This window comes from Pontibacter sp. GD13, assembly GCF_058216355.1.
The window spans coordinates 144,406-167,131 of the sequence record NZ_JBYZMQ010000001.1 but is presented as its reverse complement, the minus strand read 5'-3'; the positions used below and the strand labels follow the sequence as shown (position 1 = coordinate 167,131).

The 22,726-nt window shown below is 53.0% G+C and carries 20 protein-coding genes; 9 read left to right on the top strand and 11 right to left on the bottom strand.

Annotation, left to right across the window (positions count from 1 at the left end):
- Nucleotides 1-11: 11 nt before the first annotated feature.
- Complete coding sequence (locus AC4BAN_RS00725) at nucleotides 12-2,456, bottom strand: zinc-dependent metalloprotease (RefSeq protein WP_490562439.1); 2,445 nt, start codon at nucleotides 2,454-2,456, stop codon at nucleotides 12-14.
- Nucleotides 2,457-2,599: 143 nt separating this feature from the next.
- Here AC4BAN_RS00725 and AC4BAN_RS00720 point away from each other — a divergent pair, with 143 nt between their 5' ends.
- Both AC4BAN_RS00720 and AC4BAN_RS00715 read left to right on the top strand, forming a co-directional pair.
- Nucleotides 2,600-3,076, top strand: coding sequence for a c-type cytochrome (locus AC4BAN_RS00720; protein ID WP_490562438.1), 477 nt, complete (start codon nucleotides 2,600-2,602; stop codon nucleotides 3,074-3,076).
- Nucleotides 3,077-3,119: 43 nt separating this feature from the next.
- Nucleotides 3,120-4,004: an SMP-30/gluconolactonase/LRE family protein gene (locus AC4BAN_RS00715; RefSeq protein ID WP_490562437.1), complete on the top strand. Its 885-nt coding sequence runs from the start codon at nucleotides 3,120-3,122 to the stop codon at nucleotides 4,002-4,004.
- Between the two features lie 13 nt (nucleotides 4,005-4,017).
- On the opposite strand, the gene AC4BAN_RS00710 is transcribed toward AC4BAN_RS00715, so the two are convergent.
- Entirely contained in the window at nucleotides 4,018-4,641 is a 624-nt protein-coding gene (locus AC4BAN_RS00710; RefSeq protein ID WP_490562436.1) for a class I SAM-dependent methyltransferase, read from the bottom strand.
- Between the two features lie 123 nt (nucleotides 4,642-4,764).
- On the opposite strand from AC4BAN_RS00710, the gene hutU reads away from it, so the two are divergent.
- From hutU to hutG, 3 genes are all read left to right on the top strand, one after another.
- The gene (hutU, locus tag AC4BAN_RS00705) at nucleotides 4,765-6,474 is read left to right on the top strand and encodes a urocanate hydratase (protein WP_490562435.1); all 1,710 of its coding nucleotides are present in this window, start codon (nucleotides 4,765-4,767) and stop codon (nucleotides 6,472-6,474) included.
- Nucleotides 6,475-6,643: 169 nt separating this feature from the next.
- Complete coding sequence (gene hutI / locus AC4BAN_RS00700; protein ID WP_490562434.1) at nucleotides 6,644-7,900, top strand: imidazolonepropionase; 1,257 nt, start codon at nucleotides 6,644-6,646, stop codon at nucleotides 7,898-7,900.
- Between the two features lie 11 nt (nucleotides 7,901-7,911).
- A complete protein-coding gene (gene hutG, locus AC4BAN_RS00695; protein WP_490562433.1) occupies nucleotides 7,912-8,886 on the top strand; it encodes a formimidoylglutamase in 975 nt (324 codons plus the stop codon).
- Between the two features lie 38 nt (nucleotides 8,887-8,924).
- Here the strand turns inward: hutG and AC4BAN_RS00690 are convergent, their stop codons facing one another.
- The 8 genes from AC4BAN_RS00690 to AC4BAN_RS00655 form a co-directional block, all read right to left on the bottom strand.
- On the bottom strand, nucleotides 8,925-9,341 hold the full coding sequence (locus AC4BAN_RS00690) for a T9SS type A sorting domain-containing protein (RefSeq protein WP_490562432.1): 417 nt from the start codon (nucleotides 9,339-9,341) through the stop codon (nucleotides 8,925-8,927).
- 54 nt (nucleotides 9,342-9,395) lie between these two features.
- Nucleotides 9,396-10,322: a DUF1835 domain-containing protein gene (locus AC4BAN_RS00685; RefSeq protein WP_490562431.1), complete on the bottom strand. Its 927-nt coding sequence runs from the start codon at nucleotides 10,320-10,322 to the stop codon at nucleotides 9,396-9,398.
- A 101-nt stretch (nucleotides 10,323-10,423) separates the two neighbouring features.
- Nucleotides 10,424-11,299 carry an NHL repeat-containing protein gene (locus AC4BAN_RS00680; RefSeq protein ID WP_490562430.1) on the bottom strand — a complete coding sequence of 292 codons (876 nt, stop codon included), beginning with the start codon at nucleotides 11,297-11,299 and terminating at the stop codon, nucleotides 10,424-10,426.
- A 65-nt stretch (nucleotides 11,300-11,364) separates the two neighbouring features.
- A complete protein-coding gene (locus tag AC4BAN_RS00675; RefSeq protein ID WP_490562429.1) occupies nucleotides 11,365-12,480 on the bottom strand; it encodes an AMP-binding protein in 1,116 nt (371 codons plus the stop codon).
- A 364-nt stretch (nucleotides 12,481-12,844) separates the two neighbouring features.
- Nucleotides 12,845-13,300: a DoxX family protein gene (locus AC4BAN_RS00670; RefSeq protein ID WP_490562428.1), complete on the bottom strand. Its 456-nt coding sequence runs from the start codon at nucleotides 13,298-13,300 to the stop codon at nucleotides 12,845-12,847.
- Between the two features lie 189 nt (nucleotides 13,301-13,489).
- A complete protein-coding gene (menD, locus tag AC4BAN_RS00665) occupies nucleotides 13,490-15,190 on the bottom strand; it encodes a 2-succinyl-5-enolpyruvyl-6-hydroxy-3-cyclohexene-1-carboxylic-acid synthase (RefSeq protein WP_490562427.1) in 1,701 nt (566 codons plus the stop codon).
- Between the two features lie 18 nt (nucleotides 15,191-15,208).
- Nucleotides 15,209-16,390, bottom strand: a complete 1,182-nt coding sequence (locus AC4BAN_RS00660; protein ID WP_490562426.1) for a chorismate-binding protein — start codon at nucleotides 16,388-16,390, stop codon at nucleotides 15,209-15,211.
- 3 nt (nucleotides 16,391-16,393) lie between these two features.
- Nucleotides 16,394-16,813: a hotdog fold thioesterase gene (locus tag AC4BAN_RS00655; RefSeq protein WP_490562425.1), complete on the bottom strand. Its 420-nt coding sequence runs from the start codon at nucleotides 16,811-16,813 to the stop codon at nucleotides 16,394-16,396.
- Nucleotides 16,814-16,872: 59 nt separating this feature from the next.
- Between AC4BAN_RS00655 and AC4BAN_RS00650 the strand changes: the two genes are divergently transcribed.
- The 3 genes from AC4BAN_RS00650 (at nucleotide 16,873) to AC4BAN_RS00640 (ending at nucleotide 21,311) form a co-directional block, all read left to right on the top strand.
- Nucleotides 16,873-17,532 carry a histidine phosphatase family protein gene (locus tag AC4BAN_RS00650; RefSeq protein ID WP_490562424.1) on the top strand — a complete coding sequence of 220 codons (660 nt, stop codon included), beginning with the start codon at nucleotides 16,873-16,875 and terminating at the stop codon, nucleotides 17,530-17,532.
- 88 nt (nucleotides 17,533-17,620) lie between these two features.
- Nucleotides 17,621-19,333 carry a pyruvate dehydrogenase complex dihydrolipoamide acetyltransferase gene (locus AC4BAN_RS00645; RefSeq protein WP_490562423.1) on the top strand — a complete coding sequence of 571 codons (1,713 nt, stop codon included), beginning with the start codon at nucleotides 17,621-17,623 and terminating at the stop codon, nucleotides 19,331-19,333.
- A gap of 145 nt (nucleotides 19,334-19,478) precedes the next feature.
- Entirely contained in the window at nucleotides 19,479-21,311 is a 1,833-nt protein-coding gene (locus tag AC4BAN_RS00640; protein WP_490562422.1) for a glycoside hydrolase family 15 protein, read from the top strand.
- Between the two features lie 27 nt (nucleotides 21,312-21,338).
- On the opposite strand, the gene AC4BAN_RS00635 is transcribed toward AC4BAN_RS00640, so the two are convergent.
- A complete protein-coding gene (locus AC4BAN_RS00635; protein ID WP_490562421.1) occupies nucleotides 21,339-21,863 on the bottom strand; it encodes a GreA/GreB family elongation factor in 525 nt (174 codons plus the stop codon).
- Nucleotides 21,864-22,042: 179 nt separating this feature from the next.
- Here AC4BAN_RS00635 and hslV point away from each other — a divergent pair, with 179 nt between their 5' ends.
- Nucleotides 22,043-22,585, top strand: a complete 543-nt coding sequence (gene hslV, locus AC4BAN_RS00630; protein WP_490562420.1) for an ATP-dependent protease subunit HslV — start codon at nucleotides 22,043-22,045, stop codon at nucleotides 22,583-22,585.
- Nucleotides 22,586-22,726: the final 141 nt, after the last annotated feature.

Below are 22,726 nucleotides of genomic sequence, written 5' to 3'. Positions count from 1 at the left end.
TCTGTTCCTGTTTAATCACATCCTAGAATCTCACCGCTGCCAATGGGCGAGCCTGGCGGAAGCGCTAGTGAACGGCCTGGTTTTACTTCTTCAGCGTGCGGGTTTTGTAAGCGCTCCAGTGCAAAGGCAAGATGCGCATGGTAAGCGCCCTGCTTGTTGGTGCGTAACCTGGTTTTGATGTAGGTTTCGAGGTCCTGGAGGGAGGCAGTAGCCTGTGCCCGTGCCTGGTAAGAGGCATCTTCGTCATGGGCCAGCGCCAGCAGGTGCGTCAGGATCAGTTGCTCTGTTTGCAGCTGCACGACTTCCTGCAGCCCTTTCTCGCGGCGGCTTTTCCAGGTTTTGTCAACCATTTGCTCCAGTACACTCTGCAGGCTCAGGCTATTGCCACGGGCTCCCAGCTCCACCAGGCGAGAGGCGCGTTCGGGGTGCAGCAGAAAAGAGAGTGTGAAATCGGCGGATGCCTCGGCGGCGGCCAGGGGATCGAACGTGAGGCCGGTGCGTTTCTCGAATAGCTCGCGGCTGGTGCGCAGTCCCGGAGCGCGCGGAGGAATCAGGGCGATGATGTGCTCCGGCAACGTGAGTACTTCCGGCGAGATAGTCTTCAGCAGCGCGTCCAGCGCCTTTTGCTGTTCGGCCCGCGGCACAACTTCCGTAACCAGCTGCTTGTCGCCGCGCACGGCGTAGGTGTAATTCACGCCCCCCACCAGCTTGGCCGCAGCCTCGGTTTGGTACCGGTGGTAGTTGTAGATGGGCACCAGCACATCTTCCAGGGTGCTCATGGCCGCACCGGGCTTAATGTTGTTTTCCGAGAAATTCTCCAGCGCCTTCTCCCGCACGCGCAACACATGCTGCAACTCATCGGCAGCGCTTTTACCGTTATCCCACAGGTGTGCCACCGGGTGCGCGCCACCCGGCGCGCGGGCATCGCGGTCAGAAATGAACAGTAGGCCGTCTACGCGGCTCTTTGCCAGAATCTCCTCCAGCCCCTTTTTTTGATTCGCTCCTTGCGGGAAGTCCTGGTAACCGTAGGCGATGGCCACTTTATCCCAGTCGCCGATGCCAGCGGCATAGGCCTTGCTGAGGTCGATGTTGCCGGTGCGGTCCAGCTTGACCTGCGGGTGCGGGTAATCCATAACGGAGGCGTTGTTGTTGGCGGCATAGTTGTGCATGATGCCCAGGGTGTGGCCCGTTTCGTGCGCCGCCAGCTGCCGGATGCGCGCCAGGGCCATCTCCATCATGGCTTTGTCCTCGGGCTTTCCGTCTTTGTAAGGCGCCAGCAAACCCTCCGCAATCAGGTAATCCTGGCGCACGCGCAGCGAGCCTAACGATACATGGCCTTTAATGATCTCCCCGGTGCGCGGGTCTACCACCGAGGCGCCGTAAGACCAGCCGCGGGTGCTGCGGTGCACCCACTGAATAACGTTGTAACGCACGTCCATCGGGTCAGCGGAATCGGGGAGTATCTCTACCCTAAAAGCATTTTTGTACCCGGCCGCCTCAAAGGCCTGGTTCCACCAGCGGGCTCCCTCCAGCAGGGCCGTCCGGATAGGCTCCGGCGCGCCGTTGTCCACATAATAAACGATTGGTTTCACGGGCTCGGATACCTTGGCGGTAGGGTCTTTTTTCTGCAGGCGGTGGCGCGCGATAAAATGGCGGTCGATGTTCTCATTTACCGGCGTGGCGTAATCGAGGTAAGAAATGCCGAAAAAACCGGAACGCGGATCCATTTCGCGCGGCTCAAAGCCCTTGTCGGGCAACTCGATAAAGGAGTGGTGCTGCCGGAGGGTAATAGCCTGCGCATCGGGGGCCACCTCCCGTACAAAACGTCCGGCGTCCTCGCCGCCGGTAAAGGTCAGGGTGGCCTCAAACTCCGTGTTCTTCGGGTAGTTTTTAGTGCGCGGTAAATAAAGCGCCGAACGGCTGGCATCCGGTCTGTAGTTGCCTTGTTTGCTGCGCTTTATACTTCCGGCCACATCATGGGCATCGCGCAGCAGAAAATCAGTGGCATCTACCAGTACCTTGTTCCCCTCGGCAGCCTCGGCCTTAAAGCCCCAAAGTATAGATTGCGCAAACGACTCCTCCACCGCACGCCGTTCGTTGGCATTGTCGGTGATGGCCCGATACGCGAGGTTGGGCTGTACCAGCATCACTTTAGGCCCTTGCCTGTTAAAGTACACCACGCGTTCCCCGCCCAGTTGCCCGCGGTCCAGGCCGATGTCGTTAGAGCCCAAACCTGCCGGCAACGAATTAACATACAGCAACTCCTGGTTCAGCTTGTCAATCTCCAGCCAGATTTTCCCGGTTTCATCATCGTAGTAAAACGTCAGGTAGCCGGGGTATTTTTTCATGCCTGTTGTTTTATCGGCAATGGTTGGCAGCTGCTGCGCCAAGGTAGCCATCGTTATGAAAAGCGGCAGAAGCAACAAGCACAGGTATTTAAGAGCGGATGAGGTCATATTATGAGGTTGGTTAAGACACAAGATGCTGTAAGATAGAAAATTTAAGCCTTTTTGCCCTTCTAATCTTTCAGGCGTACGTTTACCACGACGCCTTGCCGAACTTTCCGTATAGCTAATCAAAACCCTAAAATCCCGCATCTATGAAAAAAATACAAGCCATTACCTTTCTGAGCAGCGCCCTTTTACTGGCGGCATGTGGGGGAAATCAGTCGGAATACGATGACTATTATGACCAGAACAAAACTGAGGCCGCCACGGAAGCGGATGATGGGCCTGTGGCGCAAACGAAGATCGGGGCCGCTGCCGGCGTGAACGACATGCAGGACAGCGCCACCACGCTTTTGCAGGAAGACAACTATGCACAGGGAGAAAAGCTAATCTCCTTTTCTGACTGCCTCTCGTGCCACAAGATAAACGAAAAATTGGTAGGCCCCGCTTATCAGGACGTGGCGGCAAAGTATGCCTTCAACGACAAAAACGTGGACTACCTGGCTGGTAAAATCATAAAGGGGGGTGCAGGCGTTTGGGGGCAGGTGCCTATGACGCCCCACCCCGATATCAGCCAGGAAGATGCCCGTACCATGGCACGCTACATACTTTCGCTGCATAAAAAATAAACCAGGCTTGCCAGAACGATCGAACACAAAATGCCTGCAAGCAATGCTGGAACTAAAAGCGGAGGCCAGGCTGGGAGAAGGCGCCATCTGGCATCCGGAGCAAAACGTGTTGCTGTGGGTGGATATTGAAGGCAAGTCGCTGCATGTGTATGATCCGGAAAAAGGAACAGACAAAGTGCTGGACGTTGGCGCAAGAATCGGGACGGTGGTGCCAGCTCAGGTTTCCGGTTATGCCCTGGCCGCCCTGCAAAATGGCATTCATCAGGTAAACCTGGAAACCGGTGACCTGACTTTTCTCTGCAACCCGATCCAGGAAAGGGATATCCGCTTCAACGATGGAAAGTGCGACCCGGAGGGGAGGTTCTGGGTAGGCACCATGGCTTTGGATACACGGCAGGGTGCGGCAAAACTATTTCGAGTGAACGTGGATGGCAGCCAGGAGGTGGCGCTGCGTAACCTCACCATCTCAAACGGGATAGTCTGGTCAGGGGATCAACGCACCATGTACTTTACCGACACCCCCACGCACCAGATAAAAGCCTTTGCTTATAACAGGCAAACCGGGGAGATCAGCAAAGGGCGAACCATCATTACCATTCCGGAGGCAGATGGCATGCCGGACGGCATGACGCTGGACCGGACAGGCAAGCTTTGGGTGGCATTGCACGGAGCGGGCAGGGTGGCGCAGTACGATCCGGAAACCGGCAAATTGCTGCAGTTCGTGAACGTGCCGGCCCCCAACACGACCTCCTGCGCCTTCGGGGGAAAGCTCCTGGACACGCTTTTCATTACCACCGCCCGCGAAGGCCTCAGTCAGGAGCAATTAGAAAAATACCCCCAGAGCGGCAGCCTTTTCTCTGTGAAACCCGGAGTCAGTGGATTGCCTGCCAGTCTGTGTAAAGTAGAGGTACCCAGCCGAACAGATTGATAAAGGCTTTCAGCTAGCCTTTGCGCAGTACCCAGGTTGTCATGCTCCGTTCCTGTTCCACTACAACAGTTTTGAGCGGCTCCAGCCGTTCGGCATTCATTTCCAGCTCCATATGTTTTAACAAAGCTTCATCGGCCAGAAACCAAACCGGCCCGTGCGGCATCTGGTAATGCCACCCCAGCACCTGCGGTAGTTTCCCCTCCAGGCCTATGGTTGTACTGAGGCGGCAGAACAGCATCCCTTCTTTTTTCAGCACGCGCCACAGCTGCTGCACCATACTTTTAAAATGAGCTTCATCACGAGCGAAATGCAGCACGGCACTGCATACCACCACATCGAATGCCGCTGTTTTAAAGGGCAGCGAGGCCAGGTCAGCCACCACAAAGTTTTTCGTTGGCAGGGTAGGCGCAACAGCCTTTGCCATACTTTGTGCCGCTGCGATGGCTTCGGCAGAACGATCCGCACCGAATACCTGTACACCGGCCTGCATCAGGTATGTAATGTTCCGGCTATTGCCACAGCCGGCATCCAGAAGCTGCATGCCTTTGGTGATCCTGCCTTTCAGAAGCTGGTCGAACAGGTAAATGTCGATGTCGCCGAACTGCTGCCGGATAGAGGAGAGGGGGAGGTGAAACATAACCGGTTTTTTATGCTGTTAACTTTAAAATGGCTTCAGAAAGCTAAATTAAGCTGAAAAATCCTGTCCTTTCTGCTTAATTTTTCAGAATATTGAATCAATTAGTTTCGATAACCTACCACTATGAAGATGTCATCCAGCCAAACCCAGGACAGATCAGGTTTATCTGTCGCGGAGTTTATCCAGAAATACGCCAACCATCCTACGTATATCCCGCCCACAGGCACGCAACTGAATGCCCTGAACTGGCAAACGGAAGCCGCCCTGCGCATGTTCCTAAACAACCTGACAGACGAGGTTGCTGAAGACCCCAGCCGCCTGGTGGTATATGGGGGTATCGGGCAGGCAGCCCGTACCGTGGCCGATGCCCGGAAAATAATCGAAGTACTGCTGACATTGGAGGCGGATGAGAGTCTGCTGGTTCAGTCGGGGAAACCGGTTGGGAAAGTGCGCACGCATGCCGAGGCACCCCGTGTGCTTATTGCCAACAGCAACCTGGTGCCGCATTGGGCCACCTGGGAACATTTTAACGAACTGCGCGAGCGTGGCCTGATGATGTACGGGCAGATGACGGCGGGCAGCTGGATCTATATCGGCACGCAGGGCATTCTGCAGGGCACCTACGAAACCTTTGCCGCCTGCGGCAGGATTCACTTTAACGGCGATTTGCGGCACAAGCTGCTCGTGACGGGCGGACTGGGAGGTATGGGGGGAGCGCAGCCACTTGCCGCAACTATGGCCGGCGCCACGTTTTTGGGAGTGGACGTGGATCCGGAGCGGATTAAAAAACGCCTGGAAACCCGGTACATCGATAGGATGACCCATAGCTATGAAGAAGCTATTGCCTGGGCCCTGGAAGCGAAAGAAAAGGGTAAGGCTGTTTCCATTGGCCTGGTAGGCGACATAGGAGATGTACTGGAGCGCCTGGTGCAGGATAATATTACCCCTGATATCCTGACCGACCAGACCTCTGCCCATGACCCGATCAATGGGTACGTGCCCAACGGCATTACGCTGGATGAAGCCCGGAAGCTACGCGAAAAAGACCCTCAAAAGCATAAGGACATGGCCCTGAAAAGTATGGCTCGCCATGTAGGCTTTATGCTGGAGCTGATGCGCCGCGGCAGCCGCACCTTTGACTACGGAAACAACCTGCGTGAATTCGCAAGGCAGGGGGGCGAGGAGAACGCTTTCCGCATACCCGGGTTTGTGCCCGAATACATGCGTCCCCTTTTCTGCGAGGGCAAAGGCCCGTTTCGTTGGGCTGCACTGTCCGGCGACCCGGAAGATATTAAAGTTACGGATGCGGCCCTGAAGGAGCTTTTCCCCGAGAATGCGCACATGATCCGGTGGCTGAATGAGGCGGAGGAAAAAGTAGCATTCCAGGGTTTGCCTTGCCGTATTTGCTGGCTGGGGATGGGCGAACGGGAGAAAGCCGGACTGCTATTCAATAAACTGGTTCGGGAGGGAAAAGTGAAGGCACCGATCGTCATTGGCAGGGATCACCTCGACTGCGGTTCTGTGGCCTCGCCTTACCGCGAAACTGAAGGCATGCTGGATGGCTCGGATGCCGTTTCGGACTGGCCCTTGCTCAACCTGATGTCCAACACTGCCGGCGGCGCTACCTGGGTTTCCTTCCACCATGGGGGCGGCGTAGGCATCGGTTACTCGCAGCATGCGGGCATGGTGATCGTGGCCGATGGCACCGAGCGCGCCGATCGCTGCCTGAGCCGCGTGCTCTACAACGATCCGGCCATGGGTATTTTCCGTCACGCAGACGCCGGCTACGAAAGCGCGCAGGAGAATGCTGAGAAATTCGGCCTGGAATTATAAACACGCTATGTCTAGCCCGGTCCGTGTGCAAAACGAAGGACTAGCATGCATACTTCGTTTTGGAAGTTAACGGCAGTTGAATTGTTGTCAGGCGTCATCCCTGCGAGCCAAAGCGCGTAGATAGAAACTGTGTCATGCAGGAGATAAACTTAAAAGAACTACTTCAAGAATGAACCAGGACATTGCAAAACATACGTTGATCGGCCCCTTCACGCAACTGCTTACCATGGCGCATTTGCCGGACGCCGGACCTATTGCCGACAATCAGTTGCAGGTGCTGGAGCAGGCAGGGGTGCTGGTGCAGGGTGAAATAATCGTGAAAGTAGGGGATTATGTCAAGCTGATGCAGGAAGCGGAGAAGTATGACTATCAGCTGGAAACCATTGACAGCCCCATGGTACTGCTTCCGGGATTAATAGATGCCCATACCCATATTTGTTTTGCCGGTTCCAGGGCCAACGATTACGCCTTGCGGGTAGCAGGAAAATCATACCTGGAGATTGCCCACAGCGGTGGCGGCATTCTGGACAGTGTGCGCAAAACGCGTGAGGCCACGCTGATCGAACTGGTGGACCTGTTGAAAAAAAGGTGTGACCGGCATTTGAAGGAAGGTGTAACGACCTGTGAGGTAAAAAGCGGTTATGGACTGACCGTGGAGGATGAGATCAAGATGCTGGAGGCTATCCAGCTGGTGAACAAGCACCACCCCCTCGACCTGGTCCCTACCTGCCTGGCTGCTCACATGCGTGCGCCCGAGTACACGGATTCCAAGAAATACCTCTCTGATGTTCTGAAAGATCTTTTGCCGATGGTGAAAGAGCAGCAACTGGCCAGACGGGTGGATATTTTTATAGAAGATTCAGCCTTTACCGAAGAAGAAGCTACGGATTACCTACTGGAAGCGCAGAAAATGGGCTTTGAAATTACGGTGCATGCCGACCAGTTTAGCCGGGGCGGCAGTAAAGTAGCGGCCACAGTCGGCGCGGTGAGCGCCGACCACCTGGAGGCCAGCGGAGAAGCGGAATACACGGCCCTGCGCGAGGCAGCGGTTGTGGCTACGGTATTGCCCGGCGCCACGCTGGGCCTGGGCATGCACTATGCCCAGGCAAGGGAAATGCTTGACAACGGGCTCTGTGTGGCCATTGCCACAGATTGGAATCCCGGCTCTGCCCCCATGGGCGATCTATTACTGCAGGCCGCCTTGCTGGGTGCTTCCGAGAAATTGACCACCGCCGAAACCCTGGCCGGCATCACCTGCCGCGCGGCCCGGGCCCTAAACTTATCCGACAGGGGCAAGCTCATGAAAGGGCAGCTGGCAGATATGATCGCCTTCCCAACATCGGACTATAAAGAAATTTTATACTTCCAGGGGAAAGTTAAGCCCGCCAGGATCTGGAAAAAAGGCAAGGCGCTTGCAGCTCATTAACCCCTTGCACCATGTATAAACCAAGCACGAAAGCAGCCTGGAAAGGCAGGGTAGATACGCAGGACGGGGAACTGGGGCTCCGGTGGCACCAGGCAGTGCAGCTGATCAACCTTTCAGAGGAGATCATTAATGTTCCGGATGGAGCAGGAGCGTTTGCGTTCCTGGGCTTTTGCTGCGATGAGGGGGTTCGGCGAAACCAGGGCAGGGCAGGGGCGGCTGCCGGTCCGGCGGCCTTACGAGCGGCCATGGCCTCCTTCGCCTTTCATTTGCCCGGGCATATACAGCTTTTTGATGCCGGGGATGTGTTGTGCACGGACCAGCACCTGGAGGAAGCCCAGGAACAACTAGGAAAAAAAATCTCCCTGCTGCTGCAGCACGGCTTCCGGCCCCTGGTGCTGGGCGGAGGTCACGAAATCGCTTTCGGGCATTTTCTGGGCTTAGAGAAAGCCATTGGCAAGCAAAAGCTGGGCATCCTTAATTTTGACGCGCACTTTGATCTGAGAAGCTACGCGCTCCAACCCAGTTCAGGAACTCCTTTTCTCCAGATCGCGGATAAGCTTAAAGCGCAACAGCAGCCGTTCCTGTACAATGTTTTGGGGCTACAGGAGTACGGAAACACCCAAATACTATTCCAGACAGCAGCTAAACTGCACGTTAACTATACCGAAGCCGAAAATGTGCGCCTATTGAAACTGCCACAGTTAAAGCAGAACCTACATGCCTTCTTAAACCAGGTAGACAAACTATACCTCACCATTGACCTGGACGTATTTGCCGCAGGCCATGCCCCAGGCGTTAGCGCCGTAAACGCGCTGGGCCTGGAACCGGAAGTAGTTTTGGAGTTGCTTAAAGTAGTTATAGAGAGCGGTAAATTGCTTAGTGTGGATGTGGCAGAACTCAACCCGGCTTTTGACCCCGACAACAGAACATCCAAACTAGCCGCAGGCATTCTCTACCATCTGGTGCGAAATTGGAGTACAGTTTAAGGAGTAAGCCATCCAGCAATTAGCCAGAGCTGCTCATATCAGTCTCCTATCTTGAATTTTGTCCAGTAAGTTGTGTCGCTTGTTTTAATCTCGACCAGGTAGATGCTCGGCTGAAGTTTGCCAACGTTAAAACGCCAGGCCTTTTTGTTGGCAGCAATGCTGATCGGTTTTTGGAACACCATTCTGCCTGCAGCGTTTGTAATCCGAAGCATGGCATTCTCTTTTAAATCCTGTGAAAAATCAAGCTGGAAAGTGCCTTTTTGAACCGGACGCAGGTTAATGCCGGACAGTGTTTCCAGTTTGGGTTCACCTGCAATGGAATGTTCAGCCGCCACCAGGATATGCTCCTTCTTTTGGTCTGGCATTGGGTTGGTCTGCGCGGAGGCAGTTAAAAACAAAGCGACCAGGGGAAGACTGGCCATAAATGCTTTAGCGTGTTTTTGTATGATTCTCATTGTTTCAGGGTAAAGTTTACGTATAACCCTGCTATTGCATATTTGGGGCCAGTTTTACCTGCTGTTTCCTAAAGCCTTCAATTCTCCCGTTCCCTTGTTAAAACAAATTTGGTTTGATCCTGCTATTTTGGTGCCGGCCAGCCACCGCGGTTTGGGCGTAGCTGTGGCCAGGCCCTGCATCACGCGCTCCCCGAAAAAACTTAAGCGTAAGGCTTCCCGCCCTTGCACCAGGTCAGGTTGCAGTCGGTGCAGGATTTCCATCAGCTGATAATCTGCAAAGCCGTACGCCGGTTGCGTTTCCCAAAAATGACGCATCAGTTCTGCCGGGCTCTCAGCACCGTTCGCGATCAGCTCCAGTATAACGCTCTCCGGATGGCTTAAACCTGTATGGCAATCCGGGAAGCGCTTGAAGAAGAAATTCAGTGCCTGCTGTAATTGTGGGAGTAAAACCTTGCGCTGCTGCAAGTATAGCTGTAGGTGGAGCGGGTTAGGGCCGCCATAAAGTTCCCATAGTTCCTGTGCCTGTGCTAATTGTGAAACTGTCATTTGTACCCGCGACTCGAATAGCTGAAGCAGTTCTTTCTGATTTAAATGCGCGATGTTCTTGCCTTCTGCTGGGGTGCAAACCGATACTAAATTTGGTTTAGTACTATGCAGCTTCTGGAGTAAGTATAAAAGGTTTACCTGGCACATCAGGTCCTCGTCGAACCAGAGGATGACTTCAAAGAACGAGCCTGTTTCGTTGAGCTTCGGTAGTTCATCCAGCACTTTGATCTTGTATTGGGCGGCGCTTTCCTGATAAGTGGATGTAATGAACTCTTCCCGTCTTTGCCAGAATTCTGTTGTCGGAACAGAGGCGATTGCGGGTCCTTCAGATAATATCTCGCGCCAGACAAGCAGTGCGCCGGGCAAGCCTGCTGCCTTGAAAGCGGGCAGTGAGGCGTCGCCGTTCAAGATATGGAGTGTAGGAAGCTGTTTCATTTATAGGGACATAAAAATTAAAGCGATGCAGCGGATACGGGCCTGTCCCGCTGTATCGCTTTAACGTGTTACTTCTAAATAAACAGGAAATAAAATGCTGTTTATCGCCGCGAGAGCCTGTAAGCCACTACGCGATTGTCGTTGAACGTGGGCACAAGCAATAACCCCAACCGATCCGCGTAACTGATATCCGCAGCGTTTACTTTCTTATCCTTTGTATCCAGTACACGCCATTTTTTCCCTTCGCTGTTTACAAAGTATACTTCCCCGTCCCAGCTGGAAACCAGGTATTCGCCTGTGCCCAACTCTGCAATGCCATCCGCAGATTTGATGCCTTCAGCCCAGTTGGTCCAGTTCTTCGTTTCCGGATCCAGGAAGCGCACGTCACCGCTGCTCATGAAGGCTACGATCAGCCGCTTGCCGTCGATTAAGATCCCGTTCGGTTTTTCGCGGTCTGTGTTTTCCATCCAGGTGCTCACCCTGCCGTTACGCAACTGGTAAATGCGCTTCTGCTCGGAGTCAGTTACGTATACGGTACCAGAATTATCCACGGCTACATCGTTCAGGAACCTGGCGTTTTCTGCTTCGTAACGCCCTAACACTGCGCCGGTCTGAGTTGAGATGGCCACAATCTCGTTCACATCTGCCACATAGAGCACATTGTTGTACAGCGCCATGCCTTTAGGGTCGTTTAAGCCGGATACCCAGTACAATTCCGTTACCTCTCCGTTATTACCCAGCTTGGAGATAAAGCCATCGCCATCTTTTTTATTGCCCGACATTTTGTTGATGTTAGAGACATAAATGATGTTTCGCTGCGCATCATAAAGCGTGGATTCCGGTGTTCGGAGTGTATTGTCAGTCGCCCAGGCCTGCTCTAACTCCACGGGCGCCTTGGCTGTGAAGAGGCTGCTTTTGCAACCGGTAAATGTCAGTAAAAGAAAAAGGGTGCCAGCACCCTTGCATAAATTCCGCATAAAAGTTCTGCATTTAGTAAGTTCCCTTTTACGGGTGCAGGCGCCTGCCGTTATATTTTATGGTTTTAACCGCTATAAAGACCCAATTTTTGCAACGTTCTTTTCCTGGAAATTTTGCCTGTCGCGGTTTCTACGAATGAGCGAATGGCATATATTTGGCGGGGTACCTCAAACTTCCGCAAAAGCCCCTTTAAAGAGGCGAAAAATGCGGCTTCTTTTTCACTTGAAAACAGGGGTCCTTCCAATACAAGCACAATACGCTCTCCCAGAAGCTCATCGGGCTGTGGCGCTATAAAAAACCGAGGGGGATCATCGGGCAAGGCAGCGAATGCCGTTGCAATGGCCAGCTCCACTTTTTCGATCTGCACCTTCAGCCCCCCGGTATTGATGGTATTGTCGATCCGGCCTATCCAGCGGAAGCGCTTGGGGGTAAGCAACTCCACGATGTCGTTGGTGACCAGTATTTCCCGATTGGTTACGTCGCCGGCGATGGTAAGGCAGCCACGTTTATCCTGTCCTATTTTAATCGGTTCCAACACCTGGTAATATTCCGCAGCATCAGCGCCGTTTAAGCGGCGGAGTGCAATGTGCGAGGCAGTTTCCGTCATGCCGTAGGTATGGTACACCGGGGCCTGTAGAACTTGTAGCAAGCGCTGCAGCGTAGGACTAACCGGCGCGCCACCCACCAAAATTCCTTTCATTCCATTAAGTTGCGGCATTACTTCCGGCGTTTCCTGCAACATGGTTTGTAATTGCATCGGCACAAAAGAAGCGAAATCAACTTTCTCATCAGAGGGCACCAGCGACAAAGGATTGCTGACCGGCTCGACGATAAGCATCCTGAGGTTCGCGAGAAACCCCCGCACCAGCATCATCATGCCGGCAATGTACTCGGTATTCAGGCACACCAGCGTACAATCGCCTGCCTTTAATTTCAGGAGGTTGATCGTGCGCCGGCCACTGTCCTCCATTTGTTTACGGGTGAGGTTTATGGTTTTTGGCACCCCTGTCGAACCAGAGGTTTGGATAGGGAACTCCTGAAGGCCGTTCAGCCAGTTCCGGCAGAATTCAAGTGTTTTAGTTTCGTACCCATTAAGCGGAATACTCTCGCGAAAGGAGTAGTTGGCAATCTCGTCATAGTAAAATTTCTTATCGTTGAGTAACAGGTAATTTTCAGTCATGGAGCGATCGTGCGTTTCAGATACCAATTAACAGTAAACTATACTTTTAATTAGAGCTACATGCTAGTATAGTTTCACAAAAGTGCGAAATATTGGTTAAGAATAAATATAGAACAGGCAAAGGTTAGCACACAGCAAGTCATGGAACATAGGCAACGCAGCAGGGAAGGGCTAAGTTTTGGGATCACTCTGTTCGCCGAGGCACAAAGTGGTGTTCCCGCAGGGTGTTAATTCGCCTGCTGGCCTAATGGATAGATGCATCAGGAAAAGTTTCGGTTGTGAACCTAACATCTTAAACTGCTTGCGGCCCATCACACGTTTCAGGCGCAAGGCTTGAAAGCAAACTGCGTATTAACCGGGCGCTTTAGTAAAGCCAGTCCTTCTTCGATTTCCGGATCATGCGGTCTACCGAGAACCTGCCCGATCCGAAGATCAGGAAAAAGATAAGCAGGACCAACACGATGATGGAAGCCCACAACTCCGTGTTCTCGGAATAAAATCCACGGTTAGGATTGATAAAGAACACAGCGCCTAACAGAATCGGGATCTGGAAGAGGATTGCCACCCGGGTGATCATGCCGATGGCGATTAAGAAGCCGCCCACCAGGTGCGCAAAAGCAACATAGTGCGCCAGCCCGACGGATACCCAGGGGAACTCGCTTTTACGCATGATGCTGAATAAAGCATCTGTATTCTGAATGAACATGATGCCTTTCACCATGAGAAATACCCCTAAACCAAACCTGATCAAATCCAGCCAAACCGGGTGGTGTGTATCCCCCCAATGCCCGATGCGGTTAAAATCTTGTGATAAATTCATCGTTGAAAACAGTTTAGTGAAACATAGTGGTCTAGTATGATTTAACGGGTTTAAAGTTAAAGTGGACACAGTTTTATCCATGGAGTAGCATGCCGGTTGCGCATCGGGGGAGGAATGTGTAAAACTCTTATTGTGGTAAAAGCAGTCTTCGAATTCAAGCCTCTTGTGCTCAACGCAATAACGGAGGACTTAATATTTTATATCCTGCACCTGCCTCCGGTAAACATCAAACGCCGCCGCATTTTTAGTGCTGTCCGTGAATATCTCCAGAATGCCGGCTCCGGCCTCCGGGGCAAAAAAACCGGCAAGGGCCTGAACAACTTCCTCTATGGTGCTGGCAGCGGTGTACCGCAGATTAAAATCGCGTGCAGTGTGCTGTGCTGACAGGCTCTGGGCAGTTTCAAAGTAGGGCTCCAGTTCAGGTTGCTGCCTGGGTCCGTCTATTAACCGGAAAATGCCCCCAGCGTGGTTATTTAGCAACACGATCCGCAGGTTATGGGGCAGGTAATTGTGCCAGAGCCCGTTGCGGTCATAGAAAAAAGCAAGGTCGCCAGTTAACAGCGTGGTAATGCCAGTGCTGGTCAGGGCGCAGCCCACGGCGGTGCTGGTGCTGCCGTCGATGCCACTGGTGCCACGGTTCGCATAAACTGAAACCTCCTGTTCGGGGCGCAGCCCGATGATATTGGCGTAACGCACGGCCATGCTGTTGGCCAGGTGTAAGTTGCTGTGGGCTGGGAGGTGCTGCAAGAGACTGCTCACGATGCTTAACTCGTTATAGCCGCTACTTGCCGTGTAAGCACGCAGGAAAGCGCCAGCCTGCCTGTTCCTGCCGAGCCATGCCTGGCGAAAGGTTTCCTCTATTTTGGTGCTGCCCGTTAAACCTGAAAGGAAATTTTCAGGGCTGCTGCGGACAATTTTCGTGAGCGCCTGAAAGGGATCCGATACGTAGCCGGCAGGTTGCACATGCCAGTGCGCCTCGGGCTTATACTTACGCAGAAATAACTTCAGGCTCTTGGAGATAACGGAATTGCCAAAGGTGATCAGAAGATCCGGTTTCAGTTGCTGGAGCTTCTCCGCATCCGGGCAAGCAAGGAAAACATCCTGAAAACGCACCGCGTTCGGCAGCTTCTGTATATTGCTAATCACATCGCCGACTACAACCGCGCCCGTAGACTCCGAAAAGGCATGCAGGTATTGCAGCAGATGCGCATCCCGTTTATGCTGGCCGGCCACAACCAGCACTTTCCTAAAGCGCAGGATCTGCTCCTGCAGCTGCAGCGATACACCAGCGCTCAAGAAGTAATCCGGGCCTTCGTCAGTGATGACTTTTACCTTTGTGTCAAACTGAAGCGTTTCGCCCGGAGCCGGATAAAAAGGCTCGCGCAAGGGAATGTTAATGTGCACCGGACCGGCAGGATAAGCCACGGCTTCGTTCAGTGCTTCGGATACCATCCGCTCGCTGTACCAAACCGCATCGGGACTCGAAAAGTCAACCGGGAAAGTATAGCTTTGCTTGATGTGCCTGCCAAAGATGTCTCGCTGGCGGATCGTCTGCCCGTCCTGCTGGTCAATCCACTCGGGTGGGCGGTCGGCGGTGAGGACAAGTAGTGGCACTTGCTGGAAAAAAGCCTCGGCCACAGCCGGGGCGTAGTTTAAAGCCGCCGTGCCGGAGGTGCAGACCAATACCGTTGGCTTACCCGTGGTAAGGGCCATACCCAGCGCAATAAACGCCGCGGCACGCTCGTCGCTGACCGTGCGCACAGTAAATGCTTTATGTCGCGCAAAACCGATGGTAAGCGGCGCGCAGCGCGAACCCGGCGAAAGCACCACCTGTTCCACTCCCTTGCGGGCACATATCTCAGCAATGTTTACAACAGGTTGGATGATCATAGTAGGTATGGGGGTCACTTATTCAAAATTAGACAGAATGCTTCGCATGGTCTGCATTTTATGCTCTGTTTCCTGCCACTCCTTTTGGGGGTTGGAATCGCTGGTGATGCCGGCCCCTGCATAAAGTATAGCTTTATGCCGCAGTAGTTCCATACAACGTAAATTTACATAAAGGTGGGTGCCTGCCCGACTGCCCACCGGGCCCAGGAAACCGCTATAATAAGCCCGGTTATACCCTTCCGCTGCAAGTATAAAGCCCAAAGCGGGCTCCTTTGGCAAACCGCATACAGCCGATGTGGGGTGGAGCAAGGCAAGCATATCGGTGCCCAGCGTCGGGAAGTCCACTTCCTTGAGGTCTACCCTGAAATCGGTGCGCAGGTGCATCAGGTTACCTGCCACTATTGTGCGGGGGCCCACCTCGGTATATTCGCGCAGCCGCAGGCTTTTAAAACAGCTCAGAATATACCGTTCCACCATGCCCTGCTCCTCGATCTCCTTTTGGCGCCAGATGGCGTCTTCTACCAGTGCTACTGCGGGCTGTGTGCCCGCCAACGCTACCGTATGAAATACCTGCTCTTGATTTATACTTACCAGTATCTCAGGGGAGGCGCCCATCCAGGTGCCCACGCCCGGAACCGACACCAACGACACGAACGCGTTCGGGTAAGCCTGCTGCATGACCTCAAATGCCAGCAAAGGGGAAAAGGAGGGCGGCAGCATTTGCGGCGAATTTCTCGAGAGCACCACTTTTTCCATCTCCAGGCGGGCAATTGCCGCAATAGCCCGATGAACCGCCTCGGTAAAGCCCGGCTCCGTCTGGTGCGGTTTGTCAGTTGCCTGGTTGGGGGAATGCCAGGCAAATTGCCCGGAGCCTCCAGCATTTAGTGCTTTATTAAAATCTTGTAAAGCAGTAGCTGGTGCATCTGATGCAAATTGCAGCTGCCCGGTTGCGGTACTATAATGCACATCCGCCTTGATAAAGGTATTGTGTTGTCCGTTTAACTGCTGAAAGGGGCAGAAGAGAAAGCCAAAAGCGCTTTGCTCCAAAACAGGTTTCCCGATCGTAACCTCCTCCTGTAACGAAACACAAATATGGATCTCCTGGGTATTGGGCAAAAGCCAGACAGCCACAGCCCGCTTCTGATCAATGGCAGTCCTGAAAACAGATGCAACCGTATGTGCCTGGGGCGCTAAACCCATGTTTTATCGCTTATCAATTACAGCCACGGTCATGCGGCTTAAACACACCACATCGCCTGCCTCGTTCGTGATTCTTGTTTCCCAAACCTGAGTGGTCTTGCCCAGGTGCAGGGCCGATGCTTTGCCAAACACCCAGCCTTCGCGCACGCCCCGTATATGGTTGGCGTTAATTTCTAAACCAACACAAGCTTTTTGGGTTTGATCTACGTGAATGTTGGCGCCGATACTGGCCAGGGTTTCAGCCAACGCCACAGAGGCGCCGCCATGCAGCAGGCCCATGGGCTGGTGTGTGCGGTGATCGACGGGCATTTTGCCGTAAATAAAGCCATCCCCAAAGTCAGTGATCTCAATGCCCAGGTGTTCCACCATGGTATTTTTTCGCCACTCGTTCAGGGTATCCAACGTAATAGAGGTTTTAAGCATGGGCTGCGATGTCTATATTCGCGGTTACGTTTCATTAACAAGACAAAAGTAGCGGAATTTTGAGTAGTAAGAAAGTATACCTGATCCGGCACGGGCAAACCGACTACAACCTGCAGGGCATTGTGCAGGGCAGTGGGGTGGACTCGAGCCTGAACGAAGCGGGAAGATCACAGGCAGCCAGATTTTTTGACAAATATAAAGCAGTGCCTTTCGATAAGGTGTATACCTCCACCTTGCAGCGCAGCAGGCAATCGGTAGAAGGCTTTATTGAACTGGGCATCCCCACGGAACAGCATGCAGGCTTAAACGAGATAAACTGGGGCACGCGGGAAGGGACCCGCATCACGCCCGAAGAGGATGCCTATTACCAGAACATGCTGGAGCGCTGGTGCAGCGGAGAAACCGGCTATTGCATAGAAGGGGGTGAAAGTCCGGAAGAAGTGGCCGCGCGGCAAGCCCCGTTCCTCGAACTGCTGACAGGCAGGCCCGATGAGCAGCACGTGCTGGTGTGCATGCATGGCCGCGCCATGCGCATTCTGCTGTGCCAGCTGCTGCACTACCCCTTAAAATGTATGGATGAGTTTCTGCACCGGAATTTGTGCCTCTACCTGCTGGAATATACGGGTAGCATGTTCGTGGTAAAAAGTTACTGCGACGTGACACACCTGAAAACGGACGAAGGAGTAGAAACCCACAAGCGGGGCATTACAACAAATTAGCCCCATATAGTTTGAATAAAATATTTTTAAATCTAATTTTGGGGGATAACACGCGACCTGATTTGGGCGACTAAACAACACGATATTTATGGCTGAAGTTATAAGAATGCCTAAGATGAGCGACACGATGACTGAAGGGGTGATTGCATCTTGGCAGAAGAAAGAAGGCGACAAAGTGAGTTCCGGTGATATACTGGCAGAGGTAGAGACTGACAAAGCAACGATGGAGCTGGAATCTTATGAAGATGGAACCCTCTTATACATCGGTCCCAAAAAAGGTGATTCTGTACCTGTAGATGCCGTGATCGCTATTATCGGGAAGGAAGGCGAAGACATTGCCGGCCTTCTGGAAGAAGTGAAAGGAAACGGCAAACCAGCGGCTGCCAAAGAAGATAAGGAAGTGGCGAAGGAAGAGAAACCCGCTGCGACGAAAGAAGAAAGCAAACCCGCTGTTGCCAAAGAAGAAGCATCCGCAGCCAAAACCACCGTTGATACCAACAACATCAAAGCCTCTGTTATCCGGATGCCGAAAATGAGCGATACCATGACGGAGGGGGTGCTGGTAAGCTGGCAGAAAAAAGAAGGCGATAAGGTAAAATCAGGCGATATACTGGCAGAAGTGGAAACCGATAAGGCAACCATGGAGCTGGAGGCCTATGAAGATGGCACTTTGCTATACATCGGCGTAAAGGAAGGCGAATCTGTGGCAGTGGATGCCATTATTGCTATAATCGGCGAAGAAGGCGCAGACTTTAAGACCTTGCTGGAAATAGCATCCTCCAACAAGCAATCGCGACAGGAAAACGTGAAAACTGACGCGGCCATTGAGGAAAGCGTGGAAGACGTTACCCCGGATAAAGTAGAGGAAGAGAAGGTGCCCGGACCTGAGTCTGCCGAAAGATCGGAAGGGGAGGGTGCCTCAGAGAATGGCCGCATCAAGGCTTCTCCGTTGGCTAAGAAAATGGCCGAGGAGAAAGGCTTTAAACTTTCCGATATCAAAGGAACCGGCGAAGGTGGCCGCATCGTGCAGCGCGACATCGAGAATTACAAACCTGCCGCCGCTCCACAGAAAGCCGCTATGCCACAGGCTGCGCAGGCTGCCGTGCCGGGTGCCCCGGCCGATGCATACGAAGAGGTAGCCGTTTCGCAAATGCGCAAGGTAATTGCCCGCCGCCTGGCAGAAAGCAAATTCTCTGCCCCGCACTTCTACCTGACCATGGAAATAGATATGGACAAGGCGATGGAGGCGCGAGTAAGTATAAATGAGGTATCCCCGGTTAAAGTATCGTTCAACGACTTGGTAATTAAAGCCGCTGCCGCTGCCCTGCGCCAGCATCCGGGGGTAAACTCCTCCTGGTTAGGCGATAAGATCCGCTACAACAAGCACATCAACATTGGGGTGGCTGTGGCGGTGGAAGAAGGCCTGCTGGTACCGGTTGTGCGCAACGCCGACTATAAGTCGCTTTCGGCAATTGCAGCGGAGGTGAAAGACCTGGGCGGCAAGGCCAAGAGCAAGAAACTGCAGCCATCAGACTGGGAAGGTAACACGTTTACCATCTCTAACCTGGGCATGTTCGGCATCGAGGAGTTCACCGCCATCATCAACCCGCCGGATGCCTGCATTATGGCAGTAGGCGGCATTAAGCAGACCCCTGTGGTTCGCAATGGCGAGATAAGGATCGGTAACGTGATGAAGGTGACACTCTCCTGCGATCACCGCGTGGTAGACGGGGCCGTGGGTTCTGCCTTCCTGCAAACGTTTAAAAACCTGCTGGAGAACCCGGTGCGCATACTGGTTTAATCGCAGCAAAGAATAAAGTATAGAGAAGAGCCCCTCCAACATTGGAGGGGCTCTTCTGTTTTTACACTAATTCCAAAAAGTGCTTCTCAACTATGCTTACCGGCCATCGTACCCCTATATAGAATTTAAAAAAACTAAAAACTTCATGCGTAAAACAGGGAAGGAATATTTGCCGATAGCAGATCATGGGGTGATAGGGGACCTGAACACAGTGGCTTTGGTTGGTTTGAATGGCACCATCGATTACATGTGTTTCCCATACTTTGACTCCCCGACAATTTTCGCAGCTTTGCTGGATCAAGAGAAGGGAGGAAGTTTCTCAATTGAGCCCACCTGCGATGATATGAAGCATAAGCAGTTGTACTTGCCTGATACCAATGTGCTGTTAACCAGGTATTTGTCTGACAAGGGAATTGGTGAAGTAACGGATTTCATGCCCGTGGAGGCGCAGGAGCAGGGGAACATGCTGATCCGCAGGGTTTCCTGTGTGCACGGCAATATCACCTTTCGCATGCAGTGCAGTCCGCGGTTCAACTACGCGCGCTCCAACCACAAGATAGAGCAGCTAAATGACCATGAGGTGGTTTTCACAAGCGAGGGACCGGATGGCACGCATATCAGGCTAAAAAGCAAAGTTCCCATTACAATGAATAACGGCGATGCTACCGCCACTTTCTCGCTGAAAACAGGCGAGAAAGTGGACTTTCTGCTGGACCTGATCACCTGCGATACGCCCCCAGCCCGAAACCTGGATGAGTTTGTGACCCTGGCCCTGTTTGACACGATCAACTATTGGAAAGACTGGATAGGCAAGTGTACCTACAAAGGCCGCTGGATGGAAATTATTAACCGATCGGCGCTGGTGCTCAAGCTGATGACCTCACACGAAAATGGTTCTATCGTTGCCTCGCCTACCTTCGGGCTGCCGGAGCAGATAGGCGGCACGCGCAACTGGGATTATCGGTATACCTGGATTCGGGATGCCTCCTTTACCATGTATGCCTTGTTGCGGCTAGGGTACCGGGAAGAGGCAAAGGACTTTATCAGCTGGGTAGACAGGCAGTGCGATGACGTGGGAAGCGCAGGCCACCTGCGACTGATGTACACGCTGGGAGGCAAGCTGGAGCTGAAGGAGGTGATACTAGACCATTTGGAAGGTTATAAAGGCTCCCGGCCGGTGCGCATTGGCAATGGCGCCTACGACCAGGTACAGCTCGATATTTACGGGGAGCTGCTGGATTCGGTCTATCTGTACGATAAGTATGGGGAACCTATCTCGTTTGAGTTCTGGGACGACCTGCGGCAGCAAGTGGAATGGGTATGCGATAACTGGCAGGTAGAGGATGAGGGAATCTGGGAAGTGCGCGGGGGGAAAAAGCACTTTCTGTATTCCCGCATGATGTGTTGGGTAGCCATAGACAGGGCCATGAAAATAGCCGCCAACCACTCTTACCCGCTGTCAGCCCGATGGCGCGAGGAGCGCGATAAGATTTTCTTTTCTATCCATCAGGACTTTTGGAATGAGGAACTGCAGTGCTTTGTGCAATACAAGGGTGCCGACACCGTGGATGCTGCCACCTTGCTTATGCCACTCATCCGTTTTATCAGCCCCAAGGACCCGAGATGGCTCTCTACCCTGGACCGCATTGAGAAGCGCCTGGCCTCCGATGCGCTCGTTTTCAGGTATCGCAACGAGGAGGCCTTTGATGGCTTACAGGGCGGAGAAGGAACCTTCTCGATGTGTACGTTTTGGTTTGTGGAGTGCCTGGCGAAGTCCGGGCAGGTTGACAAGGCCAGGCTGTACTTCGAAAAAATGCTGGGTTACGCCAATCACCTGGGCCTGTACGCCGAGATGCTGGGGCTGAACGGGGATCAGCTGGGCAATTTTCCGCAGGCGTTCACACACCTGGGGCTGATCAGTGCGGCCTTAAGTATAAATGATATCCTGGAAGGAAAGGAAAATAAAAAGAAGATGTAATAGCGCAGGAAGGGTTTTGTACGAGTATCAGGCGTTATCATAAGTGATGCCCGTTACTTCCACCACTTCTTGGTTTCTGCCCATTTGCAGTGTTACATTGTCGCCTTTTTTCTTCCCGATCACGGCGCGGGCAATAGGGGCTACAAAGCCAATGCGGCCTTCCTCAATCGAGGCTTCATCCACCCCTACAATCGAAAAAACGCGCCTTGTATTCGCTTTGCCGCCACCGATAGTTTTCAGGGTAACGGTGGCCCCGAAGCGTACCTCGTCAGTAGGCTGCTCGTTCGGGTTGATGATCTTGGCGGTGGCCAGCCGTTGTTTCAGCGCACTGATCCTGCCCTTCAGAATGGTGATTTGCCTGGTACGCTCCGCCTCATCGTCGTGGTTGGCCTCTGCTTTGGCCCGTTCTTCCTCCAGCTGCTCCATCTCGGTGCGCAACAGCTCTATCCCCCTGGGGGTTACGTAGTTTGTTGCACCCGCAGGCAACGAAGCCCGGGGTGGTATAATGGGCGCCACTAAGGCATCATCTTCTTTTGCGAATGCTCTGCTCATAGTTTTTATAACGGGGTGCCGGGTTGTATGTTCAGCAGCAGGTGCAAAACTAGAGGCAGACAATATGGCGTGAAGCCCCACTTTGGCTTTTTGTTTGAAGATGCGTTAGCTTTACAGCAAACAGGGGTAGCCAGCCGGCTAGTGCCTGCGGATGTTAAACGAGAACCATACTTATACAGATGACGAAAATAAGATCGACCACCGTGTGTGGTATCTACCATAACGGCGAGGTTGCACTGGGTGCCGACGGACAGGCGACCATGGACAAACACATCGCCAAGAGCAACGTTAAAAAGATCCGGAAACTGTTGGACGGCAAGATCGTGACGGGCTTTGCTGGCTCTACCGCCGATGCTTTTACCCTGCTGGAGCGCTTCGAGGAGAAGCTGAACGCTTACCAGAGCAACATGAAACGCGCCGCCATAGAACTGGCCAAGGACTGGCGCAAAGACCAGTACCTGCGCAAGCTGGAAGCCATGATGGTGGTGGCCAATAAGGATGAGCTGTTGATCATTTCGGGTACCGGCGATGTGCTGGAGCCGGACAACCAGATCGCGGCCATCGGTTCGGGCAGCATGTATGCCCATGCTGCCGCTTTGGCGCTTAAGAAACACGCTCCGCACCTATCGGCAGAGGAAATGGTGCGCGAGTCGCTTAACATTGCCGCCGACATCTGCATCTACACCAACCATAACCTGATCATTGAGAAACCGGCATTGTAAAGTTTAGGGGTGGGGTATAAAAGGTTCTGCAGGGCTTTCTTTAAAGTTGAAAGTATGAACCTTGTAGCTGCTTACTCCGAATAACTATAACTTAAACGATTTATGTCTTAACTTGCTGCCTCCAACAGCTATGTACGGCAG

What these genes read in the sequence shown, in the direction of transcription:
- AC4BAN_RS00635 (WP_490562421.1), bottom strand. Translation starts at nt 21,863, where the DNA reads ATGAGCAGAGCATTCGCAAAAGAAGATGATGCCTTAGTGGCGCCCATT.
- AC4BAN_RS00640 (WP_490562422.1), top strand. Translation starts at nt 19,479, where the DNA reads ATGCGTAAAACAGGGAAGGAATATTTGCCGATAGCAGATCATGGGGTG.
- AC4BAN_RS00660 (WP_490562426.1), bottom strand. Translation starts at nt 16,390, where the DNA reads ATGGGTTTAGCGCCCCAGGCACATACGGTTGCATCTGTTTTCAGGACT.
- menD (WP_490562427.1), bottom strand. Translation starts at nt 15,190, where the DNA reads ATGATCATCCAACCTGTTGTAAACATTGCTGAGATATGTGCCCGCAAG.
- AC4BAN_RS00690 (WP_490562432.1), bottom strand. Translation starts at nt 9,341, where the DNA reads ATGAGAATCATACAAAAACACGCTAAAGCATTTATGGCCAGTCTTCCC.
- hutU (WP_490562435.1), top strand. Translation starts at nt 4,765, where the DNA reads ATGAAGATGTCATCCAGCCAAACCCAGGACAGATCAGGTTTATCTGTC.
- AC4BAN_RS00645 (WP_490562423.1), top strand. Translation starts at nt 17,621, where the DNA reads ATGGCTGAAGTTATAAGAATGCCTAAGATGAGCGACACGATGACTGAA.
- AC4BAN_RS00715 (WP_490562437.1), top strand. Translation starts at nt 3,120, where the DNA reads ATGCTGGAACTAAAAGCGGAGGCCAGGCTGGGAGAAGGCGCCATCTGG.
- AC4BAN_RS00720 (WP_490562438.1), top strand. Translation starts at nt 2,600, where the DNA reads ATGAAAAAAATACAAGCCATTACCTTTCTGAGCAGCGCCCTTTTACTG.
- hutI (WP_490562434.1), top strand. Translation starts at nt 6,644, where the DNA reads ATGAACCAGGACATTGCAAAACATACGTTGATCGGCCCCTTCACGCAA.
- hutG (WP_490562433.1), top strand. Translation starts at nt 7,912, where the DNA reads ATGTATAAACCAAGCACGAAAGCAGCCTGGAAAGGCAGGGTAGATACG.
- AC4BAN_RS00670 (WP_490562428.1), bottom strand. Translation starts at nt 13,300, where the DNA reads ATGAATTTATCACAAGATTTTAACCGCATCGGGCATTGGGGGGATACA.
- AC4BAN_RS00655 (WP_490562425.1), bottom strand. Translation starts at nt 16,813, where the DNA reads ATGCTTAAAACCTCTATTACGTTGGATACCCTGAACGAGTGGCGAAAA.
- AC4BAN_RS00680 (WP_490562430.1), bottom strand. Translation starts at nt 11,299, where the DNA reads ATGCGGAATTTATGCAAGGGTGCTGGCACCCTTTTTCTTTTACTGACA.
- AC4BAN_RS00710 (WP_490562436.1), bottom strand. Translation starts at nt 4,641, where the DNA reads ATGTTTCACCTCCCCCTCTCCTCTATCCGGCAGCAGTTCGGCGACATC.
- AC4BAN_RS00725 (WP_490562439.1), bottom strand. Translation starts at nt 2,456, where the DNA reads ATGACCTCATCCGCTCTTAAATACCTGTGCTTGTTGCTTCTGCCGCTT.
- hslV (WP_490562420.1), top strand. Translation starts at nt 22,043, where the DNA reads ATGACGAAAATAAGATCGACCACCGTGTGTGGTATCTACCATAACGGC.
- AC4BAN_RS00685 (WP_490562431.1), bottom strand. Translation starts at nt 10,322, where the DNA reads ATGAAACAGCTTCCTACACTCCATATCTTGAACGGCGACGCCTCACTG.
- AC4BAN_RS00675 (WP_490562429.1), bottom strand. Translation starts at nt 12,480, where the DNA reads ATGACTGAAAATTACCTGTTACTCAACGATAAGAAATTTTACTATGAC.